The sequence below is a fragment of the Caballeronia sp. SBC1 genome (assembly GCF_011493005.1).
GTDB lineage: Bacteria > Pseudomonadota > Gammaproteobacteria > Burkholderiales > Burkholderiaceae > Caballeronia.
Genome location: NZ_CP049157.1, coordinates 1,777,332 through 1,797,705 on the forward strand (window position 1 = coordinate 1,777,332; position 20,374 = coordinate 1,797,705).

General features: G+C 59.0%; 18 protein-coding genes and 3 pseudogenes. 14 read left to right on the forward strand and 7 right to left on the reverse strand.

Annotated elements, in window-relative coordinates:
• Positions 1-21: 21 nt before the first annotated feature.
• From SBC1_RS25970 to SBC1_RS26025, 12 genes and pseudogenes are all read left to right on the forward strand, one after another.
• Positions 22-798, forward strand: coding sequence for a GntR family transcriptional regulator (locus SBC1_RS25970; RefSeq protein ID WP_165100858.1), 777 nt, complete (start codon positions 22-24; stop codon positions 796-798).
• On the forward strand, positions 795-2,546 hold the full coding sequence (locus tag SBC1_RS25975) for a fumarate reductase/succinate dehydrogenase flavoprotein subunit (protein WP_165100855.1): 1,752 nt from the start codon (positions 795-797) through the stop codon (positions 2,544-2,546). The genes SBC1_RS25970 and SBC1_RS25975 overlap by 4 nt, the downstream gene beginning before the upstream one ends.
• 11 nt (positions 2,547-2,557) lie before the next feature.
• The gene (locus tag SBC1_RS25980; RefSeq protein ID WP_165989044.1) at positions 2,558-2,803 is read left to right on the forward strand and encodes a ferredoxin family protein; all 246 of its coding nucleotides are present in this window, start codon (positions 2,558-2,560) and stop codon (positions 2,801-2,803) included.
• A gap of 95 nt (positions 2,804-2,898) precedes the next feature.
• A pseudogene (locus tag SBC1_RS25985) lies at positions 2,899-3,593 on the forward strand (ABC transporter ATP-binding protein).
• A 64-nt stretch (positions 3,594-3,657) separates the two neighbouring features.
• Positions 3,658-4,653 carry a HEAT repeat domain-containing protein gene (locus SBC1_RS25990; protein WP_165100848.1) on the forward strand — a complete coding sequence of 332 codons (996 nt, stop codon included), beginning with the start codon at positions 3,658-3,660 and terminating at the stop codon, positions 4,651-4,653.
• Positions 4,650-4,940 (forward strand): gamma-butyrobetaine hydroxylase-like domain-containing protein, encoded by a 291-nt coding sequence (locus tag SBC1_RS25995; protein ID WP_165100845.1) that lies wholly within the window; start codon positions 4,650-4,652, stop codon positions 4,938-4,940. The genes SBC1_RS25990 and SBC1_RS25995 overlap by 4 nt, the downstream gene beginning before the upstream one ends.
• A gap of 684 nt (positions 4,941-5,624) precedes the next feature.
• On the forward strand, positions 5,625-6,089 hold the full coding sequence (locus tag SBC1_RS26000; RefSeq protein WP_165100842.1) for a hypothetical protein: 465 nt from the start codon (positions 5,625-5,627) through the stop codon (positions 6,087-6,089).
• 329 nt (positions 6,090-6,418) lie between these two features.
• A pseudogene (locus SBC1_RS26005) lies at positions 6,419-6,670 on the forward strand (transporter substrate-binding domain-containing protein); the annotation flags it as partial.
• Positions 6,671-6,730: 60 nt separating this feature from the next.
• Positions 6,731-7,840 (forward strand): annotated as a pseudogene (locus SBC1_RS26010) (IS701 family transposase); the annotation flags it as partial.
• A gap of 41 nt (positions 7,841-7,881) precedes the next feature.
• Entirely contained in the window at positions 7,882-8,628 is a 747-nt protein-coding gene (locus SBC1_RS26015; protein WP_371826758.1) for a transporter substrate-binding domain-containing protein, read from the forward strand.
• A 96-nt stretch (positions 8,629-8,724) separates the two neighbouring features.
• Positions 8,725-9,450: an amino acid ABC transporter permease gene (locus SBC1_RS26020; protein WP_165100836.1), complete on the forward strand. Its 726-nt coding sequence runs from the start codon at positions 8,725-8,727 to the stop codon at positions 9,448-9,450.
• Complete coding sequence (locus SBC1_RS26025) at positions 9,447-10,184, forward strand: amino acid ABC transporter permease (RefSeq protein WP_165100833.1); 738 nt, start codon at positions 9,447-9,449, stop codon at positions 10,182-10,184. Before SBC1_RS26020 ends, SBC1_RS26025 begins: the two co-directional genes overlap by 4 nt.
• An 898-nt stretch (positions 10,185-11,082) precedes the next feature.
• On the opposite strand, the gene SBC1_RS26030 is transcribed toward SBC1_RS26025, so the two are convergent.
• The 7 genes from SBC1_RS26030 to SBC1_RS26060 all read right to left on the reverse strand — a co-directional run bounded on the left by SBC1_RS26030 (position 11,083) and on the right by SBC1_RS26060 (position 17,307).
• Positions 11,083-11,310 carry a hypothetical protein gene (locus tag SBC1_RS26030; protein ID WP_165100830.1) on the reverse strand — a complete coding sequence of 76 codons (228 nt, stop codon included), beginning with the start codon at positions 11,308-11,310 and terminating at the stop codon, positions 11,083-11,085.
• A 144-nt stretch (positions 11,311-11,454) separates the two neighbouring features.
• Positions 11,455-12,168: an OmpA family protein gene (locus SBC1_RS26035; RefSeq protein ID WP_165100827.1), complete on the reverse strand. Its 714-nt coding sequence runs from the start codon at positions 12,166-12,168 to the stop codon at positions 11,455-11,457.
• A 194-nt stretch (positions 12,169-12,362) separates the two neighbouring features.
• Positions 12,363-13,103, reverse strand: coding sequence for a flagellar motor protein (locus tag SBC1_RS26040; protein WP_165100824.1), 741 nt, complete (start codon positions 13,101-13,103; stop codon positions 12,363-12,365).
• A 62-nt stretch (positions 13,104-13,165) separates the two neighbouring features.
• Entirely contained in the window at positions 13,166-14,398 is a 1,233-nt protein-coding gene (locus tag SBC1_RS26045; protein ID WP_165100809.1) for a Crp/Fnr family transcriptional regulator, read from the reverse strand.
• Positions 14,399-15,046: 648 nt separating this feature from the next.
• Positions 15,047-15,820 carry an SDR family NAD(P)-dependent oxidoreductase gene (locus tag SBC1_RS26050; RefSeq protein WP_165100804.1) on the reverse strand — a complete coding sequence of 258 codons (774 nt, stop codon included), beginning with the start codon at positions 15,818-15,820 and terminating at the stop codon, positions 15,047-15,049.
• A gap of 45 nt (positions 15,821-15,865) precedes the next feature.
• Positions 15,866-16,708 carry an SDR family NAD(P)-dependent oxidoreductase gene (locus SBC1_RS26055; protein WP_165100801.1) on the reverse strand — a complete coding sequence of 281 codons (843 nt, stop codon included), beginning with the start codon at positions 16,706-16,708 and terminating at the stop codon, positions 15,866-15,868.
• Positions 16,709-16,758: 50 nt separating this feature from the next.
• Positions 16,759-17,307: a hypothetical protein gene (locus SBC1_RS26060; protein ID WP_165100797.1), complete on the reverse strand. Its 549-nt coding sequence runs from the start codon at positions 17,305-17,307 to the stop codon at positions 16,759-16,761.
• A 372-nt stretch (positions 17,308-17,679) separates the two neighbouring features.
• On the opposite strand from SBC1_RS26060, the gene SBC1_RS26065 reads away from it, so the two are divergent.
• Together SBC1_RS26065 and SBC1_RS26070 are read left to right on the forward strand one after the other, a co-directional pair.
• Positions 17,680-18,897, forward strand: coding sequence for a porin (locus tag SBC1_RS26065; RefSeq protein ID WP_165100795.1), 1,218 nt, complete (start codon positions 17,680-17,682; stop codon positions 18,895-18,897).
• Between the two features lie 177 nt (positions 18,898-19,074).
• Positions 19,075-20,373 (forward strand): MFS transporter, encoded by a 1,299-nt coding sequence (locus SBC1_RS26070; RefSeq protein ID WP_165100791.1) that lies wholly within the window; start codon positions 19,075-19,077, stop codon positions 20,371-20,373.
• Position 20,374: the final 1 nt, after the last annotated feature.

Here is a 20,374-nt window from a genome sequence, read left to right on the forward strand (position 1 = left end):
ATCTTGTCATAACAAGTTGAAATGACTGCTCCCACTGCCACGTTGCTGCCGCTGTCCGCAGCCCCGCTCTATGCCCGGTTAAAGGAAGTGCTGCGCGGCCGCATCCTTGACGGGACTTATGCGCCGCATGGGCAGATGCCATCCGAGCACGAGCTCTGCGCCATGTTCGAGGTCAGCCGCATCACCGTGCGCCAAGCGCTTGGTGATCTGCAGAAAGAGGGTTTGCTGTTCAAGATTCACGGCAAGGGGACGTTCGTTTCCAAGCCAAAAGCCTTTCAGAACGTGACGTCGCTACAAGGCTTTGCGGAGGCGATGTCATCGATGGGATATGAAATCGTCAACCAGTTGCGCACGTTCAAAGTAGTTAAGGCCGACCGCCACGTCGCGAGTAGTCTGAATATTGCAGAGGGCTCGGGCGTCGTTGAAATCCATCGAGTGCGACTGCTCAACCGGGCGCCTGTCTCGCTTGAAATCACCTACGTACCCGAGGCGCTCGAAAAGCGTCTGGCAAATGCCGACCTCGTGACCCGCGACATCTTTCTGATCCTTGAGAACGACTGCGGACTCTCGCTCGGTCACGCGGATGTATCGATCGACGCGATCCTCGCCGACGAAGAAATCGGCGCTGCGCTGCAGGTCGAGGAGGGCAGTCCGGTACTGAGGATCGAACGCCTCACCCACTGCGCTGACGGCACGCCTATTGACTATGAATACCTTTATTTTCGCGGCGATGCATTCCAGTACCGGATGCGTATCGACCGGGAAAAGAAACGCAGGAATGCGAGGAAAGCGCGATGAATACACATGTTCTGGAATACGACGTCGTGGTGGTGGGAGGCGGCACGGCCGGCCCCATGGCCGCAGTGAAAGCAAAGGAACGCGATCCCTCGCTCAGGGTGTTGCTGCTGGAGAAAGCAAGCGTCAAGCGCAGCGGCGCAATCTCGATGGGCATGGACGGGCTCAACAACGCGATTGTTCCCGGGCATGCCACGCCCGAGCAATACACGCGGGAGATCACCATAGCGAACGACGGCATTGTCGATCAGTCGGCGGTGTATGCCTATGCGCGGCATAGCTTCAAGACGATCGAGGAACTCGACCGCTGGGGCGTGAAGTTCGAGAAAGACAGCACTGGCGACTACGCTGTCAAGAAGGTGCATCACATGGGTTCCTATGTGCTGCCCATGCCGGAAGGGCACAGCATCAAGAAGGTACTTTATCGCCAGCTCAAGCGCTCTCGTGTCGCCATCACCAACCGGATTGTCGCCACGCGCCTTCTGACCGACGCAACCGCACGTGTCTGCGGCGTAATGGGTTTCGACTGCCGTACCGCCGACTTTTATATCGTGCGCGCCAAGGCCGTGATCCTGAGTTGTGGCGCAGCGGGCCGGTTGGGGTTGCCGGCATCGGGATACCTGATGGGCACGTACGAAAACCCGACCAATGCAGGTGACGGTTATGCCATGGCCTATCACGCCGGTGCCGCACTTTCCAACCTCGAGTGTTTCCAGATCAACCCGCTCATTAAGGACTACAACGGTCCGGCTTGCGCTTACGTGACCGGACCGCTTGGCGGCTTCACGGCGAACGGCAAGGGCGAGCGCTTTATTGAATGCGACTACTGGAGCGGTCAGATGATGTGGGAGTTCTACCAGGAACTGCAAAGCGGCAATGGGCCGGTGTTCCTGAAGCTCGATCATCTGGCGGCGGAAACGATCAAGACGATTGAAGACATCCTTCATACCAATGAGCGGCCGAGCCGCGGGCGTTTCCATGCAGGACGAGGCACCGATTACCGACAGCAAATGGTGGAGATGCACATCTCGGAGATCGGTTTTTGCAGCGGCCATAGCGCGTCGGGGGTGTATGTCAACGAGCGTGCAGAGACCACGGTGGCGGGTTTATATGCAGCCGGCGACATGGCTGCGGTGCCGCACAACTACATGCTCGGCGCGTTCACTTACGGCTGGTTCGCCGGATGGAACGCGGCCGGCGAAGTCGCGGGCCGCGAGTTTTCGCCGCTCGACGACGAACAGATCGCGGCTGAGCGTCAACGTATCTATGCGCCGCTTGAACGCGAATTCGGGCTTGCGCCGGCGCAGGTCGAATACAAGTTGCGGCGCATGGTGAACGACTATCTGCAACCGCCCAAGGTCACACGAAAGATGGAGATCGGGCTGCAGAGGTTCGAGGAGATCAGCGCTGATATCGACGAGATGAAAGCCCACCACCCGCACGAACTGATGCGCGCCGCCGAGGTGCGGGCGATCAGGGACTGCGCGGAAATGGCCGCACGTGCGTCGCTATTCAGGACCGAGAGCCGTTGGGGTCTTTATCACCACCGGGTGGATTATCCGCAGCGTAATGACAGCGAGTGGTTCTGCCATACGCACCTTTTCAAGGATCAGTTCGGCAAGATGACGAGCGCGAAACACGCGGTCGAGCCGTACGTGCTTGCGCTCGATAACGACGAAAGCGGTGCCTATCAAAAGTTGCGCATTGGCGCGCGTGTGTCCGCGCCTGCAGCCGTGCCGGAATCTGCCTGACCGGAGCCTCCATGTCCTATACGCCTCATGAAATTTTCCAGCGCAGCACGGCGCCCGTCACCGTCGATGAAGACAAATGCATCGCTGACAAGGGCTGCACTGTTTGCGTGGATGTCTGTCCTCTCGACCTGCTGGCGATTGACCTCTCCAAAGGCAAAGCCTTCATGAAGTTCGACGAATGCTGGTACTGCATGCCGTGCGAACAGGATTGTCCGACCGGTGCGGTCAAGGTCGATATTCCGTCTTTGCTGCGCTGACTTGATCACGTGGCGTCCAGGTTCGCGGCGTACCCACTATCTACTCGGGGTTGAGTAATGATGAGCATTCGGAAACTGATTCGAGCTTCCGCGGCATTGGCCTTCGTCATGGCGTCATTGAGCGCGGCGCAGATTTCACCATAAAACCGGGCGAATTCGTCTGCGTGCTCGGACCGTCCGGTTGCGGAAAATCGACCTTGCTCGGTTCTATCGCGGGACATGTGGCGTCCACCCGCGGGGAGATCGCGGTCGATGGCGAACGGGTCGGAGGCCCGCATCGAAACCGGGGGTCTTGTGTTCCAGCAGCACACGCTGTTCCCGTGGAAGCGGGTGATTGACAACGTTGCGTTCGGACTGAAGATGAACGGGCTCGGCATGGAGGAACGGCATCGCGAGGCGCGTGCGCTGCTCGAACTTGTCGGCTTGCAGGGATTCGAAGCGCGTTATCCGGTGCAACTGTCGGGCGGCGTGCAGCAGCGGGTGGAAATTGCACGCGCGCTGATCAACCGGCCGCGCATCCTCCCTTGACGCGCAGACGCGCCGGATGATGCAGAGTCTTCTGCTCGATGTGTGGACGCGCATGCGCACGACTGTGATGTTCGTGACTCACGATATAGACGGGGCGCTGTTTCTGGCCGATCGCATTCTCGTGCTGTCGCGACGCTCTGCGCGAATTGTCCCCGATATCGTGGTGCCGCTCGCCCGTCCACGCGATGACGAAAGCACGGTTGAGGCAGAGTTCGTCAACATCAAGCGGCGCTGCCTTGCGCTGCTGCGTGGGACGGCGTGATAGCACGTTATACGTCATCCTGACTATTCATTGCGTTATTCGCTCATTAGACATCCACCCACTCATGACTGCTTTCTCTCCGCTGACTTTCGACCCGGATGCGCTCGATCCCGAAGCAGCGGTCGTGCTGCCGCGCCTGTCCTATGCCGACCCCGTGGTTCGCCGCATCGCGCTCCTTGAACTCGCGGATCTGGAGGACGAGAACCTGCTGCCGCCGATTGTTCATGCGCTTCTCCATGACGATTCGGCTGAGGTGCGCCGGGAGGCCGCACGCGTGCTGGCGGCCTGGGAAGGGGCGGAGGTTGTTGACGCGCTGTGCCGTACACTTCTCGACCCCGATGAAGCGGTGCGTCTTGCTGCGGCTCAAAGCCTCTCGGAACTCAAGGAAGTGACGTCCGGCCACGTGCTGCTGAAATGGGTCGCCCATCCAGAACCTTTCGTGCAGGCGGCGATACTGCGTGCGCTGCGGGAATTGCGCCTGTCCGATGCCCTGGAGCCCGCTATGCGAGCACTTTCACATCCGCTTGCGTGGGTGCGTCTTGAGGCCGTCGGCGTCGCGGGCTGGCTGAAGGACGAGCGCGCGCTTGCGCAACTCGCGCAAGTGGCCGCAGGAGATTCCGATCCCGACGTTCGGCGGGCTGCAGTGGGTTCTTTGGGACTGGGCTCGGAGCCGGCGGAAGCTATCGTCTATGCGCTGCTCAGTGGCTTGCGTGACGACGCCTGGCAAGTGCGTGAGGAAGCCGCCGCGACGCTCGGCAAGCTGCGCGCTGCTCAGGCCCGCGACGCGTTGATCATGTCGCTCGACGATCCATACTGGCAGGTCAGGCTGAAGTCCGCGCGAGCGCTTGGCCGGTTGCGTGACCCGGCCGCGGGTGCGGCGCTTAGCCGATTGCTGTCGCATTCCATCAGCAATTTGCGCAGGGAAGCGGCGCTTGCTCTAGGCGAGCTTGGCGACCGCGGTTTGCTGCCAGCGCTGCGAGCAGCGCTTGGCGATCCCGATCCGGAAGTACGCAAGGCTATTCGCATCGCCTTGCTGCAGATCGAAGGACTTCTGGTATGAACATGCCCGAGCGCATCGACGTCGATTCGCGCGGCCATACGCTCACGCTGCACTGGCGGGGCGCGCAAATGCAGTGTGTCAGTCACGCTGCCTTGCGCCGCGCATGCCCATGCGCGGCGTGCCGCCGTATCCGCCTCGCCGCGAGTTTCGTGCAGGTACCCGGAGACGTCACAGTCGTGGACATTCATTCGATGGCGTACGGCGTGCAGCTCATTTTCAGCGACGGTCACGCGCAGGGGATTTTCCCCTGGCCGTTTCTTGAGGCGCTCGGAGCCGCTGCGGCATGACACGCGCCCTTGGACACTCACCGAGGTGATGAACTCAAGATTCTGACTGCGAGCATGAAGAAGACCAGAATTCCGACGGCGACCTGCTGCCAATAAGTTCCAACCCATCTTTCTCGCCTCGCTGGAAGCCACCTACCGGGTACGGCGGCTTCACGCTGACGGCCGCCGCGACACCACGCGGCCCCGCCTCGCCATGCGGCTCAGGCTGAACAGATGAATATCAAAGCGACCTCTCGATCTCGTCAACGGACGCGTCTCAACCCTGGTATGAGGTCACATTCAAGGGGGTGTTATGATTTTGTATGTCAAACTGCCCAAAATATTAGGCGTTATGCAGTTTTTCGCCTATTTAAGTAGGCAATAGTGATCGGATCGTCGAGGTGATCCAGCACTGGCGCGACAGTTTCTTCGCTTGGCGGGTGTCGGCCGAAGACATCGGCTACATTGCCTCCGCCGTGCTGCCTGATTGCTTCTTCTTCGAAGCCCGCCCGATGCATAAGGCGCAAACTCGCTGCTTGGGCGATTCGGCTCACTCGGCCCGCGCCGTAAAAGATGGGTCCGTCCCACACCGGGGAAACCATTCGAACGGCGTACCGCTGCGGGCATTAGAATGGGCTGGATCATTCTCCTTCGGATTTCTCCGCGAGAGACCCTGTGGCAAATTGATTAAGAACTGGGAGAGACGTGGATATTTTTTATCATTGGAAGGACTTCGCGCTCGATGTGAAGGAGGGCCGCATCGGAACGCTCGGGTCTGATGGAGTCGTGCTTGAACAACTGAAGGAACGCCTTCCGCGCAAGGTGTGGACATTTGCGACGCCGAAGGGGAAGAAGGGGCGGCTACAACTTATTGGCTCGTTTTTAATCACTGAGTCGAAGCCTGCCTCGTTCGTACCCAAATGGAAACACAACCTGTTCTACGACGTGGCGTCGCCTCGATCTGTTCTCTATACCGACTCGGACAGCCCGGAAAAAATTGACGAGGTGAGCGACTACTTCAATCGGCAATTTAACGCTACGGGTAAATTTACTGTGCACGGGGAGAAGGGCATCCGGGAAATGGAAGCGGATGTTGTACGTGGTTTCGAAAAACTGGTGCAAGGCTATCCGACGCTGCAGTTAATGGATGGGTTGACCAAGATCACCTGACTCCCGGAGCAGCGGCGTACATCGGGCCGGTCCCGATGACGACGCTGCGAATAGAAGGTTCTCGTAGTCACGTCTGCAATGACTTCTTCAGCGCCCAAGCAGACGTGAGTGCGTCGCAACCGCGTGACGACTCCGTCACCCCCTGTGGCACTGACAGTTGACATGCAGTCAAGAACGACGCCATAGCCGTCCCTGTGTTGATTATTCCGTCTGACGCTTAGCACAACACGAATTGATGGTTCGTCACGGCCCGGTGCGCTGCTACATTTCCGGCTGTGATGCACCGCTTGTGTGCTCGCTCTATCTACAACTGCGCAGACCAACACATAATGAAAATCAAACTCTTCACCGCAGCTTTTATGGGGTCGCTGCTGCTCATGTCGAGCCTGGCGCATGCCGATCGCCTCGACGATATCAAGAAGGCCGGCGTGCTTCGCGTGGCGACTTTTGACAGCAATCCGCCCTTTGGCTTTGTCGATCCTAAAACAAACAAAATAGTCGGGCTTGATGTGGACTACGCAAAAGCGGTCGCTGACAAACTCGGCGTGAAGCTTGATATCCAACCGACCAACCCGGCTAATACTACAGCCGTAGATTTTTTACTATACTAATAGTATTTAGGATAACTACCAGATAAAGCTATGCACTCGACTGCAAGAACGTGGGAGCACGAGTTGGAGGCGCTGCACCATCGACTAGGAGAACTGTTCAGGCGCCCCGAGCCCCGACAGCGGTCACTCGCGTACCTGAAGGGCCTGCTGGGCACGGTCGAGCGCAAGAACGGCTGGCAACTCGCCGAGTGGATCGGTGAATCGACACCCGACGGCGTGCAGCACCTGTTGGAGCGGGCACAGTGGGATGCGGATGCCGCGCGCGATGTACTGCGGGAGTATGTTGTTGAACAACTGGGCGAACGTGACGCGGTGCTGATCGTGGATGAGACCGGTTTCGTCAAGAAGGGGCTCCACTCGGCCGGGGTGCAACGCCAGTACAGTGGCACTGCAGGCCGCATCGAGAATAGCCAGATCGGCGTGTTCCTCTGCTATGCCGGTTGTGGCGGCAGCGCGTTTATCGACCGCGAACTGTATGTGCCCAAGGCGTGGACCGATGACCGTGTGCGCTGCGAGGCAGCGGGCATTCCCGAGTCGGTGGAGTTTGCAACGAAGCCGCAACTCGCGCGCAGTATGCTTGAACGTACGCTGGATGCAGGTGTGCCGTGCGGCTGGGTCACGGGTGATGAAGTCTATGGCGGCGACCGTCAACTGAGGCTCTGGCTGGAGTCGCGCGGCCAGTCCTTCGTGCTGGCCGTCGCGAAGAACGAACCTCTATGGTGGCAGGGTCCCGACTACGTACGGGCCGACCAGATCGCCGAAGCCCTGCCGGCACGGGCGTGGCGACGCCTGTCAGCAGGTGCCGGCGCCAAAGGCGAGCGCCTGTATGACTGGGCGCTCACCCCGCTGTGGCGTCTGCAGATCAACACAGAAGAGCGCCGCTTCGGGCATTACCTGCTGGTGCGGCGCAGCCTGGACGAGCAACGCGAGCATGCGTATTACGTCGTATACGCCCCGCGCAGCAAAGCCACGCGGCAAATCCTGGTCAACGTAGCGGGCCGCAGGTGGGAAATCGAAATCGGCTTCGAAGCAACCAAAGGCGAATGCGGGCTCGATCAATATGAGGTACGCCGATGGCAGGGCTGGTATCGCCACATCACACTGGCCTTGTTGGCCCATGCCGTGCTTGTCACCCTGCGGGTGCGCGACAAAAAAAACACCTGAAGGTTTGGTACCGCTCAGTGTGCAGGAGATCCGCCGACTGCTTTGCCGCCTCCTATGGCGCGGCGCTCACTCCATCGAGTACGTGTTGTCATGGTCGATATGGCGTCGCAGGCATCAATACCGCGCCCTGCAGTGCCATTACCGGCGCCGAGGCTGCGTACCGCCAGTTTCCTTATATCTACGGCTGTAGTACTAACCGCATTGCATTTTTGACATCGAAGAAAGTGGATCTCGTTTTCGCGAACTTCACTATCACCGACGAACGCAAGAAGGAAGTCGATTTCAGCACGCCGTACTTCGCGTCGGGTACGCAGTTCATCGCGAAGAAGGGCACCCTGAAGTCGCCGGAGCAACTGAACGATTTACGTATCGGTGCGGACAAAGGCACGACCAACGAGCAGCAGGTTCGCGCTCAGTTTCCGCGAGCGACAATCGTGGCTTATGACGACACACCGTTTGCATTCGCCGCGCTTCGAACCGGCAACGTCCAGGCGATCACGCAGGATGGTCCGAAACTCGTCGGCTTGCTCGCTAACGTGCCAGACCGTGACAAGTACGAAATCCCGGCTTTCACCATATCGAACGACTACGAAGGCGTGGGTGTTCCGAAGGGCGAGCCGCGCCTGTTGAGTTTCGTCAACGACACGCTGACGGGTCTCGAAGCAAACGGTACAGCGAGCCGCATCTATGACCAGTGGTTCGGGCCGAAAAGCCGCGCGCCGTTGCCGCGTTTGTTCAAGATCGGCGATCCGCAGAAGAGCTGATCGCTGCATGTTTCAGGCAAGCCCGGTTCGACCTCTCAACGGTCAAACCGGGCTTGCCATTTCAATCTTCCATTCGTGTTCAACTGAATGATTCCAATGAACGGATGGCTTGCGCCGAAGTACCTGATCTGGCTGCTTCAGGGCTTCGGCATGACGCTGGGATTGTCAGCGTCCGTGATAGTCACAGGGACGTTAGGCGGTTGCCTGCTTGCCCTTGCGCGCACTTCGCGCGCGGCGCCCATGCGTCGTGTCGCTGCGCTCTATGTATTGGTGTTTCGCAACTCGCCGCTGATCGTGCAATTGCTGTTCTGGTATTTCGGCGTGGCGACACTCCTGCCCGAAGCGGCCATGACCTGGTTGAACACGCCGCATGCGGTGGATCTCGGCGTGTTCAAGTTGCATTGGCCATCGTTTGAATTCGTGGCCGGCTGGATTGGATTGACCTGCTATTCGATCACGTTCATTGGCGAGGAATTCCGCTCGGGGTTATCGGGCGTTCCCGTGGGGCAGCACAACGCGGCAGCCGCCCTTGGACTCACGCCTCTCGCCGCATTCATTCATGTGATCTTGCCGCAGGCGGTGCGGATCTCGACGCCGCCCTTGTTCGGGCAATACATGAATATCGTAAAGAACTCGTCGCTGACCATGGCGATCGGACTGGCGGAACTCTCGTATTCGTCGCGCCAGGTGGATACCGAGACCTTCAAGACATTTCAGGCATTTGGTCTGGCAACGGTGCTCTACATACTGACCATCGCGATGCTGGAAGTGGTGCTCGTGGTAGTCCAGCGCAGCGGCTCGAGAGCAACGGTGCGCCGATGAACGACGCTCTTTCCGCCATCCTGTCCAATCTGCCGTACTTGCTCGTTGGCACGTTTCCCGATGGTCCGTTGGGCGGCGCGGCGCTGACGCTGGTGATGGCCTCGATCTCCGCCCTGTCGTCCGCGATCCTCGGGCTGGCAGGAGGCATTGCACTTGCCATGACACGAGGCGTGAGCCACATGATCCTGCTTGCAGGAATCGGATTCTTTCGCGCCATACCTGTGCTGATGCTGATTTTCTGGACCTTCTTCCTGTTGCCGGTTTTGCTTCATATCAACGTTCCCGGTCTGGCGACGGTCGTAGCCGCGCTATCGCTGGTCGGTGGCGCCTACCTGTCGCATTCGGTTTATGCGGGTATCGAGGCAGTGGGGAGCGGGCAGCGCCAAGCGGCGCTGTCGCTGGGGCTGACACGCTGGCAGGCGATGCGTGATGTGCTGCTGCCGCAGGCCATCCGCATCATGGCGCCGTCGTTCATTAACCAGTGGGTGTCGCTCGTCAAGGATACGTCGCTGGCTTACATTGTCGGCGTGCCGGAACTCGCGTTTCTCGCCAACCAGGTAAATAGCCGGCTCATGATCTATCCGGTGCAGATCTTCCTGTTCGTGGGCCTCATCTATTTGATTCTGTGCACATCGCTCGATGCGTTGGCGACTCGTCTGTTGCTCGGCCGCGCGCAAATTGCCGAGCCGCGCGTGATAGCGCCCCCTGCAGTGATTGTCCCGTCGCCGGATTAACGCAAAAGCTCGACGTTTGTTTTCTTTCAATAATTACACGAAATTTGTACGAGTTTGGCGACATCGATTTGGTCAGATGATTATCGATGTCGCAAAGCCTGCTTAAGAGAGTTTCGAAAGGCGACTGGATTCGCAACAGCGGCGAGGCGTGGAGGATTGCTGGCGCTTTCAGGGTTTGCCGTGGATTCAGTTTTGATCAAACTCTAATGGCTTGATGCCGAAGGCCCCGACTGTGGCTGCATTTGGCATCGACCACATCGACCACATCGTCCAATCGCTCCAGACGGTGCGCCAGCAACGGCGCGCGATGAAGTCGACAGGCTCGTGTCCATTCTTTGCCGGCTTTCGTCGCGACGATTGTCTCTTGACGCTCGCCTACCCGCCGCGCTCCCTGGGCCACTTGGGGAACGGCCAAACATCCGCGCTTGGTTGTTCCACGCGGACGACCTTGGTAGCCCGCCCGCGGCATCCACACGACGTCCGGAGGCCGCTTCGTACGTAACTGGACGGAAAGATCTTCCCGGACCCGCAGTCACACTGGAAAAACCAGCGTGCGCCGTTCTTGCCGTGATTCACGTAGTGAGACGCAGTGAGTTGCCCAAAGCGATGGCCGGGGGCGATGTCAATCTGACGCAAGCAGCCGCACGATAGAGTCTTGCGGTATTTGACGCTTTGGGCTTCGAGAACCTTTTCGACGCCGCACGCGCACCTGAAGAGCCAGCGAGAACCGTCCTCGCGAGCTACAGCGGTAAGCCTGCCAAACGTTCGGCCGGTAATGTCGATTGCCATCTTAAGTCAGCTCAAAGCAAAACTGCTTGTCGTAAAATTTCCAGGGGTTTCATTTCGTTCGGGTGACCAGGACGTGCGTTGCCGGCGAGTGTCCAGAATTAACCCTTCGCTATCGGTTCATTACCTTGCAGACCGCGCCGATCAATTGGGAAATCATACCAACATGATCGTACGCGCCGGGCCATGTGATATGAAAGACCGCGATCTCGGTCAATTCCTCATACGAGGGTTCTGTTGGAACAGGGTGATCCGCCGCGATGTGCGGAACGACATGAACGACTAAAAGCTTGATGAAGCCTTTAAATCCGACGCTGGCCGACCGCTCGAACGCTTGCATTGTCCGCTCGGCATGATCCTGACTTGCGCGCGCTCATCACGACCGCCGGGCGCGGCGTTTCAGTCGTTCATCCCACGGTGGTCCTCTAGGCCGTCAAGCTGTTGCCGGTGCTGGAGAAAGCGTTTCGCCGGCGCGAGACCGGGTCTACTGAGCGGCAGTCGGAGCATCGTATTGCACGACGATCACGACTCGACGATTCGCTGCACGGGCGAATGAGTCGTCTCCCATCACAGCGGGAATATTGTCCGCGCGGCCAATAGCCGCGAGCCTGTGTGGCTCAATGCCCCGATCGACCAGGAATCGTACGAGCGAGCCGGCCCTCGCGGACGAAAGCTCCCAATTGGACTCGTATTTTGCCGTCGATATAGGAACGGAATCAGTGTGTCCTTCCACCAGAATCTGTTGCGCCGAGTGTCCCTTGAGCGCCGTCGCCACCTGATCCAGCACTGCGTTTGAATCCTGCATCAGATGGGCCTCCCCCGAACGGAAAAGTATCTTCGCGTTGATTTCGATCTCGACGCCGCGCGCGCTTTCGAGCACGCGAATTTCCTGCTTGTCGCGCATAGCCTTCAATGCAGCGATCAGTTCTCTCTTGGACGCCTGGACCTGTTCAAGCGCCGCGGTCCGGGGAGCTTGAACAGTTGCATCGATTGCGCTGCGCTTCTCTAACGGCGCAAGCGTGAGATTTTTCGTTTCAATTTCCCGATGCTGGGCAAGCTGCATCGCGTATAACGCGATGAATAGCACCATCAAGGTAGTCACGAGATCCGAATACGAAATCAACCACCGCTCGGAGAGTATCTCGGCCTCGTCGTCGAACTTCGGATTGGATTTGGGTTTGGTAGATACCGAGGACATAGTCTTCACATAGAAATTGGCGCTGTAAAGTGCCTTGGGTCGCATGTATCCGGGTCGGGCACTCGCGGCCGTACCGCAAGGGACGGTAAATTGCCATCTCCAATACATTAGATATCCTTAGCGAGTGAAGCCGGGCCTGCAACGAGAGCGTGACAATCGACTTCGCTTGGCGCATACGGCTCTCGCACGCACCTCTAAGTAATATCCGCCAAGAGACGGGCTTCGATCAACTGCGGAGACTCTTTGCGTGAGATGGCAAGCAAGCCGTCAAAGTACAATTTCTTGAAGCGTAATTCGCTATCTATCCTTGCCTTGATTTTGCCGTAGATGGGCAGCAACAGGATGTTCGCGAGAGCCAGACCGTACAGCGTCGTGATAAAAGCGACCGCGACACCCTGACCAAGCTGAGCAGGTTCCAGGAGGTGCCCTGTCACCTGAATCAGACCCAGCACCGCGCCCAGGATGCCGAAGGTAGGGGCATAACCTCCGGCCTGCAGCCATATCCGCGCCGCAGCCATCTGGTTGCGCTCATACGCGTCGAGCTCTCTTTGCAACGCGTCCTCGATTACGGCGGTCGGCACGCCGTTGGCGATCAACTCCAGCCCCCTCTTTGCAAATGGGCTGATGCCTTCGGGATCGATGGTTTCAAATGCGAGCATCCCTTCCACTTTGGCTTTATGACCCCATTCGAGCAGGATAGTCAGGTTTTCCCGATCTATCGGCTTGGCGTGGGTGAAAACCATGCCGAGTTGCCTTACTCCTGCCGAGAATTTCGCCCACGTGTTCTGAACCATCACGGCGCCGATCGTGCCGCCCAGCACAATGACAATGGCCTCGACCTGAAAGAGCGTCAGGAAACGGCCGCCTTCCAAAGTGAACCCGGCCACGATGGCGACGATGCCAAGCAGCGCTCCGCACAGCGTTAGGATATCCATTCGATCTCTCGTTTATCTTTTGATGATTGCGGCGACGGCTGTTTCAGACGAGCTCCGGACGGTCAGGCTCCGACTGAAAGCTGTTCGGGGGCGTCGGCTGCGGGCCCGGCTTTTATCGACTTGACCAGTTGAATGAAGCGTTCTTCAATGTCCTGTATCTCGAGCGGATTGATCACCAGGTCACGCCGCATGATCCACGACGTCTCGCTCTGCCGTGCCTTTGTCATGACTGAAAGCAGCCGCTCGGAGACCTTACGATCTGTCGCCGAGGCGAGCAGTTTTGCAAGATCGTAGGTATCGAACGCGCTGACGGCATCGAATAGCGTCCGGTCGTCAATGAGATCAAGGTCCGTAAGCGATTCGAGCTCACTGGCCGGTCGCGCCTTTTTCTTGGAGAAGTAAGCTACGCCGTTCTTTTCGATGTATGTCAGTACTTTGGTTCGCCGGAACGCGAAGATATCGTCGGCAATTTCGGCGCGTGACAACTTATCGAGTATCAACTGTCTCTCGACGCCGATAAGCGCCTCGAGATCGGACAGTTCTATCAACTCCAATTCGCTGGCGATCGAAATATCGAGGTCGTGGTCACCCACTCGTTGAGCACGTTCAATAATCCGCACAGGATCGAAGGTGACAACCTGGCGGCTGGAGGGGTCATCCGTGGCGGAAGCCGCAAGGTTGCCGAGAAAGTCCGCGCGACCGGACTCGAGCGTGACGAGGTTGAGTTTCTCCATGCGTTTGAGCATGGCCATGACATGCACGCGAGGATGGCCTGCTACTGCCTGGCACCGCTTGCAGACTTCAGCAAGCGCGATTGACACTTCATCGGATTGAGGCCGGCGGCCGCGTCCTTCTCTATTTTCACCTCCCGCCATCAAGCTGAGCACGTGCGCGTAGGAAACTATGCCGGGCAGGAAGTCCGCATTTGTGTATGTCGCGAGGAGTTCGTCTTTTCTTTTGTTTCGGCGAATCAGAGTGCGCACCAAGTGGCGAAGGAGCGGTGAGACGCGCTCCAATTCTTCTTCCACGACCTTTGCTTCGATCACGCTCAGACGGCAGAAGCTAAGCGCCTTTGCCGTCGACCCGCGTGGCTCGGAGGGCAACAACGCTGACTCTCCGAAGCACTCTCCCTTGCCCAGGGTCGCGAGGACAACCCGCCTGTCGTCGCATTTCGCGGAGATCTCGACTTTTCCTTCAGCAATTACATAGATCGCCGAGGTTCCGATATACCCTTCCGAGTAGATGACTTCGCCTGGTGCGACTGCCCGCAATCTGGACAAGGATTCCTGATTCATGTAGCCCCCGAAGAGTTGACGCCCGGTCCCGTATTTTGTTTGTTGGGTATTCAGGCACATCACCGATATTTGCGTGTTCTGGACGCAATATCGGCCCTTTCTGGAAACTCTTTAGTGAGACTTGCGAAACAAAGCGATTGATCGGCGCCGGGCGTAGCGGACCTGTGCAAAGCGTGGCATAACGGTCATTTGCTGCAAATACGCAAACGTTAAAATGGGTCGGCAGGAACCGATTGACGCGGGGTTTGCATCGGAAGACCGAATACGGTGGCCGGCACGATCACGGTGTTGCGGCGAGTGCTGGGTAGTCGGCGAAACCGGCACCATCTGGCCACTTGCGCGCTATTAGAGACTACTCTTGAACGAGGTTAGCGAGCTGTTGTCACGGTTCTGTCATAAAAACGAGCGCGGGGAAACCAAGATCACCATGCAAGGCATTGCCCGCATTTCCAAGCTGTAGAATTGATATTCGTTTGTAACGCGTTCGTTTCTGCTGGCGCTATCAATAAGGATAGCTATTTATAGTGCATGAGTTCAATGCATCACTTTGGCAAAGCTAACACCGCAACGCCGTTTGTCGTTGCGACTCTGTTCGATGACTAGCCGTCATGCCCGCGCTTCATATCCTGATCAGAAAATACGTGCGCTTCAATATCCAGCCGTCAAGCCAAAATCCATTCCCAGCGCCGCGCCGGTAATTGGCGCAGCGGCCTTGGTCAGCAGGAAGGCGATGAAGCAGGCGACTTCGTCGGCTTCGATGAAACGGGCATCCTCCCGCTGCGGATAGTGCGCGAGCAGGTCGTTGAGATAGCCTTCAGGATTGCCTGCTCCGTATTCCATCGCCTGTCGGCGCAGCATCCGCGTGTTGATATCGGAAGGACATAGCGTATTGACACGCACGCCGAACGGCGCGAGTTCAAGCGCGAGCGCCTTGCTCATTAGCGTCACGCCGCCTTTGCTTGCGCAGTAGATCGCACAGCCCGCGTTGCCGACCACGCCCGCATCAGAGCCGACATTGATGATCGCGCCGCGACTTGCCTTGAGCGATGGTATCGCATAGGCGCAGAGGAAGAAGGTCCCTTTAAGGTTGATGTCGATGCAGCGGTCCCAGTCGGCTTCGCTCGCCGCGTCACTATCGCCCTCGATCCAGACGCCCGCGCAGTTCACCAACGCGTCGAGGCGGCCGAAGCGCGCAAGCGTAGTGTCAATAACCTGCTGGCAATCTTCGACCCGCGAGACATCCGCCGCAATCGCATGCGCACCGAGTTCGGTCGCGAGCCGCCGGAGCCTTTCGACGTTCTGCGACGTGAGGCTCAACGTTGCGCCACAGCGCCGCAGCCGATCAGCGACGGCTCGCCCAACGCCGCCTGCCGCGCCTGTGATGAGCATGACCTTACCTTCGAAGAGACTCGCGTCGAACATGTCAGCCCCCTGGCTATCGGTCCCCACTGGAAGTCCACACTCGCGTCAGGCGACCGACGCGAGTGTGCCCGGCGCGAAGGCTTCTTCCGCCACTACGAACTTGCGTTCCTGCAAGCAATTGCCTCCATCGATGACGAACATCTGGCCAGTGATATAGCTCGCATCGGGGGAGGCGAGAAACACGATCATCGCCGCGACTTCGTCCGGCCTGCCTGCGCGCCGCAGCGGAGTGTGCTGCGACGCCTGAAGTTCATCCCCGCGTTGCGACCCTGATGCGATCCAGCCGGGTGCGACGTTGTTGATCGTCACGTTATGCGCCGCGGCCTCGAGCGCAATAGCGCGACTCATGCCGATCATCGCGGCTTTGGCGGCTCCATAGGCCGACTCGCCCGGTACGCTGACGAGCGTGCCGGTGACCGACGACACGTTGACAATGCGGCCATAGCCCCGTTCGATCATGCGTGGCAGCGTTGCGCGCGTTACGTTGACGCAGGTAGTCAGGTTTCGCGCGATAGTGGCGTCCCAGTGTTCATAACGGCATTGAGCAAACACTTCGAATCTTTCCGGCTCGCCAGGTTGCGTCATCCCGGCATTGTTGACGAGGATGTCGATCCGGCCGAACTCGGCAATGATCCGTTCAATGAAAGCCTCGACCTCTTCCCGCGAGGTCAGGTCGCATGCATGGCCGAATGCGATGTGGTTGCGTTGTCGCAACGCATCGGCGCGCAGCAGCGCGCGTTGGTCGATGTCGTGAACGAACACGGTCGCGCCGCGTTCGGCCAGCAGCGTGGCTGTCGCGAAACCAATTCCGCTCGGGCTGCCGGCGCCGGTGACGAGTGCGAGGTGGCCGTGCAGGTCAACGAAGCCGCAAGGAGGGGCGGCGTTCATGACGAACCTCCGGGTTGGTTGCCGGGACAGGTATCGTGCTGGCCGTGCGCTTAGCGGAAGCCGTAGACCAGGACCTTTTTTCCCTCGAGGCTCACTTGCACGCCCTCCGTGCAATTTGGTGGGCACGTCGTCCCGTCCACCGTCGGCGTGGCCGTAGGGACGAGCTCCGTGCTGATGATGGCCTTGACAAGCGTCCCGTCGTCGGCGACGACCATTTCCAGACCAAGCACCACACCGGTGCTGTAGACGAGCTGCATGGAGCCGGTGCAATCCGAGTTCACCGTGTAGGTGCCGTTCTGGTTCGGATTGAAAGCGGTCTGGCCGCCTTTGGGAACTCCGCCGATATTGCCGAAGTCGGTGCGCGCAAATTTCCCGGAGCCGTCGAACGTGAAGATCGAGACGTCGTCCAGGATCGCTGGTGTGGCAAACGGATGGAGTGTATTGCTTGCATCGAGCAGGCCGAGCACCTCGCCGTGAGCGCTGAACCCATATGAGCCCCTCAGCGTTGCGTTAGAGCACAGGCCTGCAGCGTGCGCCACACCGCCCAGGGAAAAGAGGGCAACGGCCACTATCGATAAAACGCTTGTACGCTTTTTCATGTTCATCTCCTTGTCGCCGAAGCCATGGGTTGAGCGCCCAAGCAAACGCGGCGGTTCGCCAGGGCTCGCTGGAGTGGGCGCACGGATACGGCGAGGACCATGCTTGCCGTTCGACCTGACCCCGTTTGCATTCTGGCAAGGAGTTCACGCCGGTGCCATTGAGGCAACCTTAAGAAACTGTTAACCCACGAAGATCCGCGTACGAAGACCCTCGTACTGAACGCTCTCACTGCAACCGTGCACAGGATCGGACATTCGTTCGGGGTCAGGCGACATTCGCATGTCTCGAACTTCGCATCAGCTACAGAAGTTGCCTATCATGCAAAGCGAGCTTCCTGGTGTCACGCAGGCCCTCGCGAGAACAGGTACTGAATGAACAGCAACGGTCCTTATGTCAGGCTGCTTGTCATTGCCGGCACCGCTTGCGTTGCCGCGTCCGCACTCGCTCAGAGCAGTGTCACGCTGTATGGGATTGTCGATGCGGGGCTCGTCTACCAGAGCAGCCAGACGTCGCTCGGCTCGACCGCCGATGGCCGTTCCGTCGTCAAGCTCGGTCAGAACATCTGGAATGGCAATCGCGTCGGAATCAAAGGGCAGGAAGATCTGGGCGGCGGCGCTCAAGCCATCTTTACGCTAGAGTCGGGCTTTAACCTCCTTAGTGGTACCCAGCAGTTTGCGAACGGTGAATTCAGCAGACAGGCATTCGTCGGTCTGGCCGATGCGAGTTACGGTTCGCTTACGGTAGGCCGTCAGTACACCTCTTATTACTCGCTGGTCGGGCCGTACGGCCCCACCACCTGGTTGACCGGCTATTTCGGCGCGCACGCCGGGGACATTGACAATCTCGACGTCATTTACCGCGTCAACAACTCACTCGTGTACACGTCCCCCGTGTTTTACGGTGTGACCGTCAGCGGCACCTACGCGTTCGGTGGAGTGGCGGGTAGTGTTAGCCGGGGTTCGAGCTGGAGCGCTGCCATTCAGTATGCGAAGGGACCGCTAGGCCTTGCTGCGGGCATCGAGCGTTTCAATAACTCGACGCCTGGCGGCGGCGCATGGGGAGCGGACTCGACCGTGAACTCGGGCGGTGAGCCCGGCGTGTCTGCGCTTACCAATGGCTATCAGACCGCGGCCGCTCAGCAGCGGATCGCAATCGCGGGTTTCTGGGCGTTTACTTCGGCGTGGAGCATGTCGGCATCTTGTTCGAACGTTCAATACATTCCGGGCGCTGGTTCGGCCTTCCGGGATCAGGCGACCTTTAATACGGCCGGCGCCGCGCTGCACTTTGGCGCAACCGCGGCACTCAATCTGGCGGCGGGCTACAGCATCACGCGCGCCACCAGGGCCAATGGCATTACCAGCCCCGCGCAGTATCAGCAGTTCAATCTGGCCGAGTCATACAACCTCTCAAAGCGCACCATGCTATACGCGTTGCAGGGTTTCCAACGCTCGCACGGGCAGACACTGGGCACGGGCGGTGCTGGCGATGTCATCGGCGCAACCGCGACAATAGGCGACGGCTTCAACGCCGCTCCGTCGTCGAGTCGCAGCCAGTTTGCAACCGCTCTCGCCATAACGCACCGCTTCTAGACCTGCCACTGCGTGCGCATGATCTTCGGGTTAAACACTTAACGAGAGTCGATGCCGCTCCATACGAAGTGGCCGAATACGCATAGCCGTAGAGACGAACCTTTGCGATGCTTCGTCAGCGACTAAGATGGTAGTGGTGACGATGACATCGCCCGCCAAGTGATTGCTGGGGATGACATGCTCGACGAAGCACTTTCGATCCGCCATGAGCCGATGACCGCCCGGCAGCGCCGGACGATCCTGATCGCCAGTTCGGGAGGGGCGCTCGAGACGTTCGACTTCATTATCTACGGCTTCTTCGCGCAGGACATTGGCCGCGAGTTTTTCCCGCCGAGCGTTCGCGCGTCCGCTGTGACGCTGTCGTTTGTGATCTTCGCGATTGGCCACCTTTCAAGGCCCTTGGGCGGCATTTTTCTTGGCCGTCTTGGCGACAAGTACGGGCGCCGTCTCGTGTTCGCCGCGTCGGCAATGGTGTCTGCGGTATCGACGCTCCTCATCGGAGTACTTCCTTCATATCGGACCTGGAGCGTCGCGGCGCCCGCACTCTTGCTGTTACTGCGGCTGACACAGGGTGTCTGCGTGGGAGGAGAATTGCCGGGGGCTGTGGTCTATGCCGTTGAAACTACCAGCACGCAGCGGGGATTCCTGTGCGGTATCGTGTTTTTCGCGGTCAACATTGCATTGTTGTTCGCTGCAGGCATCAATCTTTGCATGCAGCTGGCTTTGACACCCGCGCAAGTCGGTGCGTACGGATGGCGGGTGGGCTTTCTGGTCGGCGGTTTGATCGGACTGCTCAGTTTCGTTTTGCGCCGCACGCTGACGGAGACCGATGCGTATGCGCGCTCGGTCAGCGGCGTACACCAGGAACCGCTTGCCGAGCTGCTGCGCCGGCATCTCGGGGCGCTGGTCACGGGGGTCGCGGCGACCACGCTGGCGGGCGTGTCCAATGGACTCTTCGTGGCCTATATGCCGGCCTATCTGCGGGAGCTCGACTATGCGCCGCGCGAGATCGCGATAGCCCAGACGCTCTATGTGATCGTTATTGCATGCTGTGTTCTCGTCACGGCCAAGGCCGGTGATCTGCTGCCGCGACGCTACGTGTTCCGCGCGGGCGCCGTGCTGACTGCGCTATTCGCACCGTGCTTCTACATGGCGATGAGCCGCGATCGGGCTGACCTGATGCTATGGTTTCTGTTGGCAGGGGTCGTTGCTTCATTCGCAGGCGGCACCTTCGCGTGCGCGATTGCCGAAATGTTTCCGATCGGCGTGCGGTATAGCGGCCTCGGCTCAGCCATGAATTTTGGCTTGGCCGCAACAATGGGAACCGCTCCGCTCGCCGCGACCATTTTGGTTGCGAGGACACACTGGAACGCAGCACCGGCTCTCATCATGGTGTTGTTCGCGGGCCTCGCTTTTGTGGCGTCGTTCGCGATGAAGCCGTCTGACGCAAAACGTGGCGTTCTGACGAGCGATTAAA

Coding starts and splice junctions, on each gene's coding strand:
- SBC1_RS26050 (WP_165100804.1), bottom strand. CDS start 15,820: ATGTTCGACGCGAGTCTCTTCGAAGGTAAGGTCATGCTCATCACAGGC.
- SBC1_RS26040 (WP_165100824.1), bottom strand. CDS start 13,103: ATGGATATCCTAACGCTGTGCGGAGCGCTGCTTGGCATCGTCGCCATC.
- SBC1_RS25970 (WP_165100858.1), top strand. CDS start 22: ATGACTGCTCCCACTGCCACGTTGCTGCCGCTGTCCGCAGCCCCGCTC.
- SBC1_RS25980 (WP_165989044.1), top strand. CDS start 2,558: ATGTCCTATACGCCTCATGAAATTTTCCAGCGCAGCACGGCGCCCGTC.
- SBC1_RS26070 (WP_165100791.1), top strand. CDS start 19,075: ATGCTCGACGAAGCACTTTCGATCCGCCATGAGCCGATGACCGCCCGG.
- SBC1_RS26020 (WP_165100836.1), top strand. CDS start 8,725: ATGAACGGATGGCTTGCGCCGAAGTACCTGATCTGGCTGCTTCAGGGC.
- SBC1_RS26065 (WP_165100795.1), top strand. CDS start 17,680: ATGAACAGCAACGGTCCTTATGTCAGGCTGCTTGTCATTGCCGGCACC.
- SBC1_RS26045 (WP_165100809.1), bottom strand. CDS start 14,398: ATGAATCAGGAATCCTTGTCCAGATTGCGGGCAGTCGCACCAGGCGAA.
- SBC1_RS26035 (WP_165100827.1), bottom strand. CDS start 12,168: ATGTCCTCGGTATCTACCAAACCCAAATCCAATCCGAAGTTCGACGAC.
- SBC1_RS26025 (WP_165100833.1), top strand. CDS start 9,447: ATGAACGACGCTCTTTCCGCCATCCTGTCCAATCTGCCGTACTTGCTC.
- SBC1_RS25975 (WP_165100855.1), top strand. CDS start 795: ATGAATACACATGTTCTGGAATACGACGTCGTGGTGGTGGGAGGCGGC.
- SBC1_RS26060 (WP_165100797.1), bottom strand. CDS start 17,307: ATGAAAAAGCGTACAAGCGTTTTATCGATAGTGGCCGTTGCCCTCTTT.
- SBC1_RS25995 (WP_165100845.1), top strand. CDS start 4,650: ATGAACATGCCCGAGCGCATCGACGTCGATTCGCGCGGCCATACGCTC.
- SBC1_RS26030 (WP_165100830.1), bottom strand. CDS start 11,310: ATGCAAGCGTTCGAGCGGTCGGCCAGCGTCGGATTTAAAGGCTTCATC.
- SBC1_RS26055 (WP_165100801.1), bottom strand. CDS start 16,708: ATGAACGCCGCCCCTCCTTGCGGCTTCGTTGACCTGCACGGCCACCTC.
- SBC1_RS25990 (WP_165100848.1), top strand. CDS start 3,658: ATGACTGCTTTCTCTCCGCTGACTTTCGACCCGGATGCGCTCGATCCC.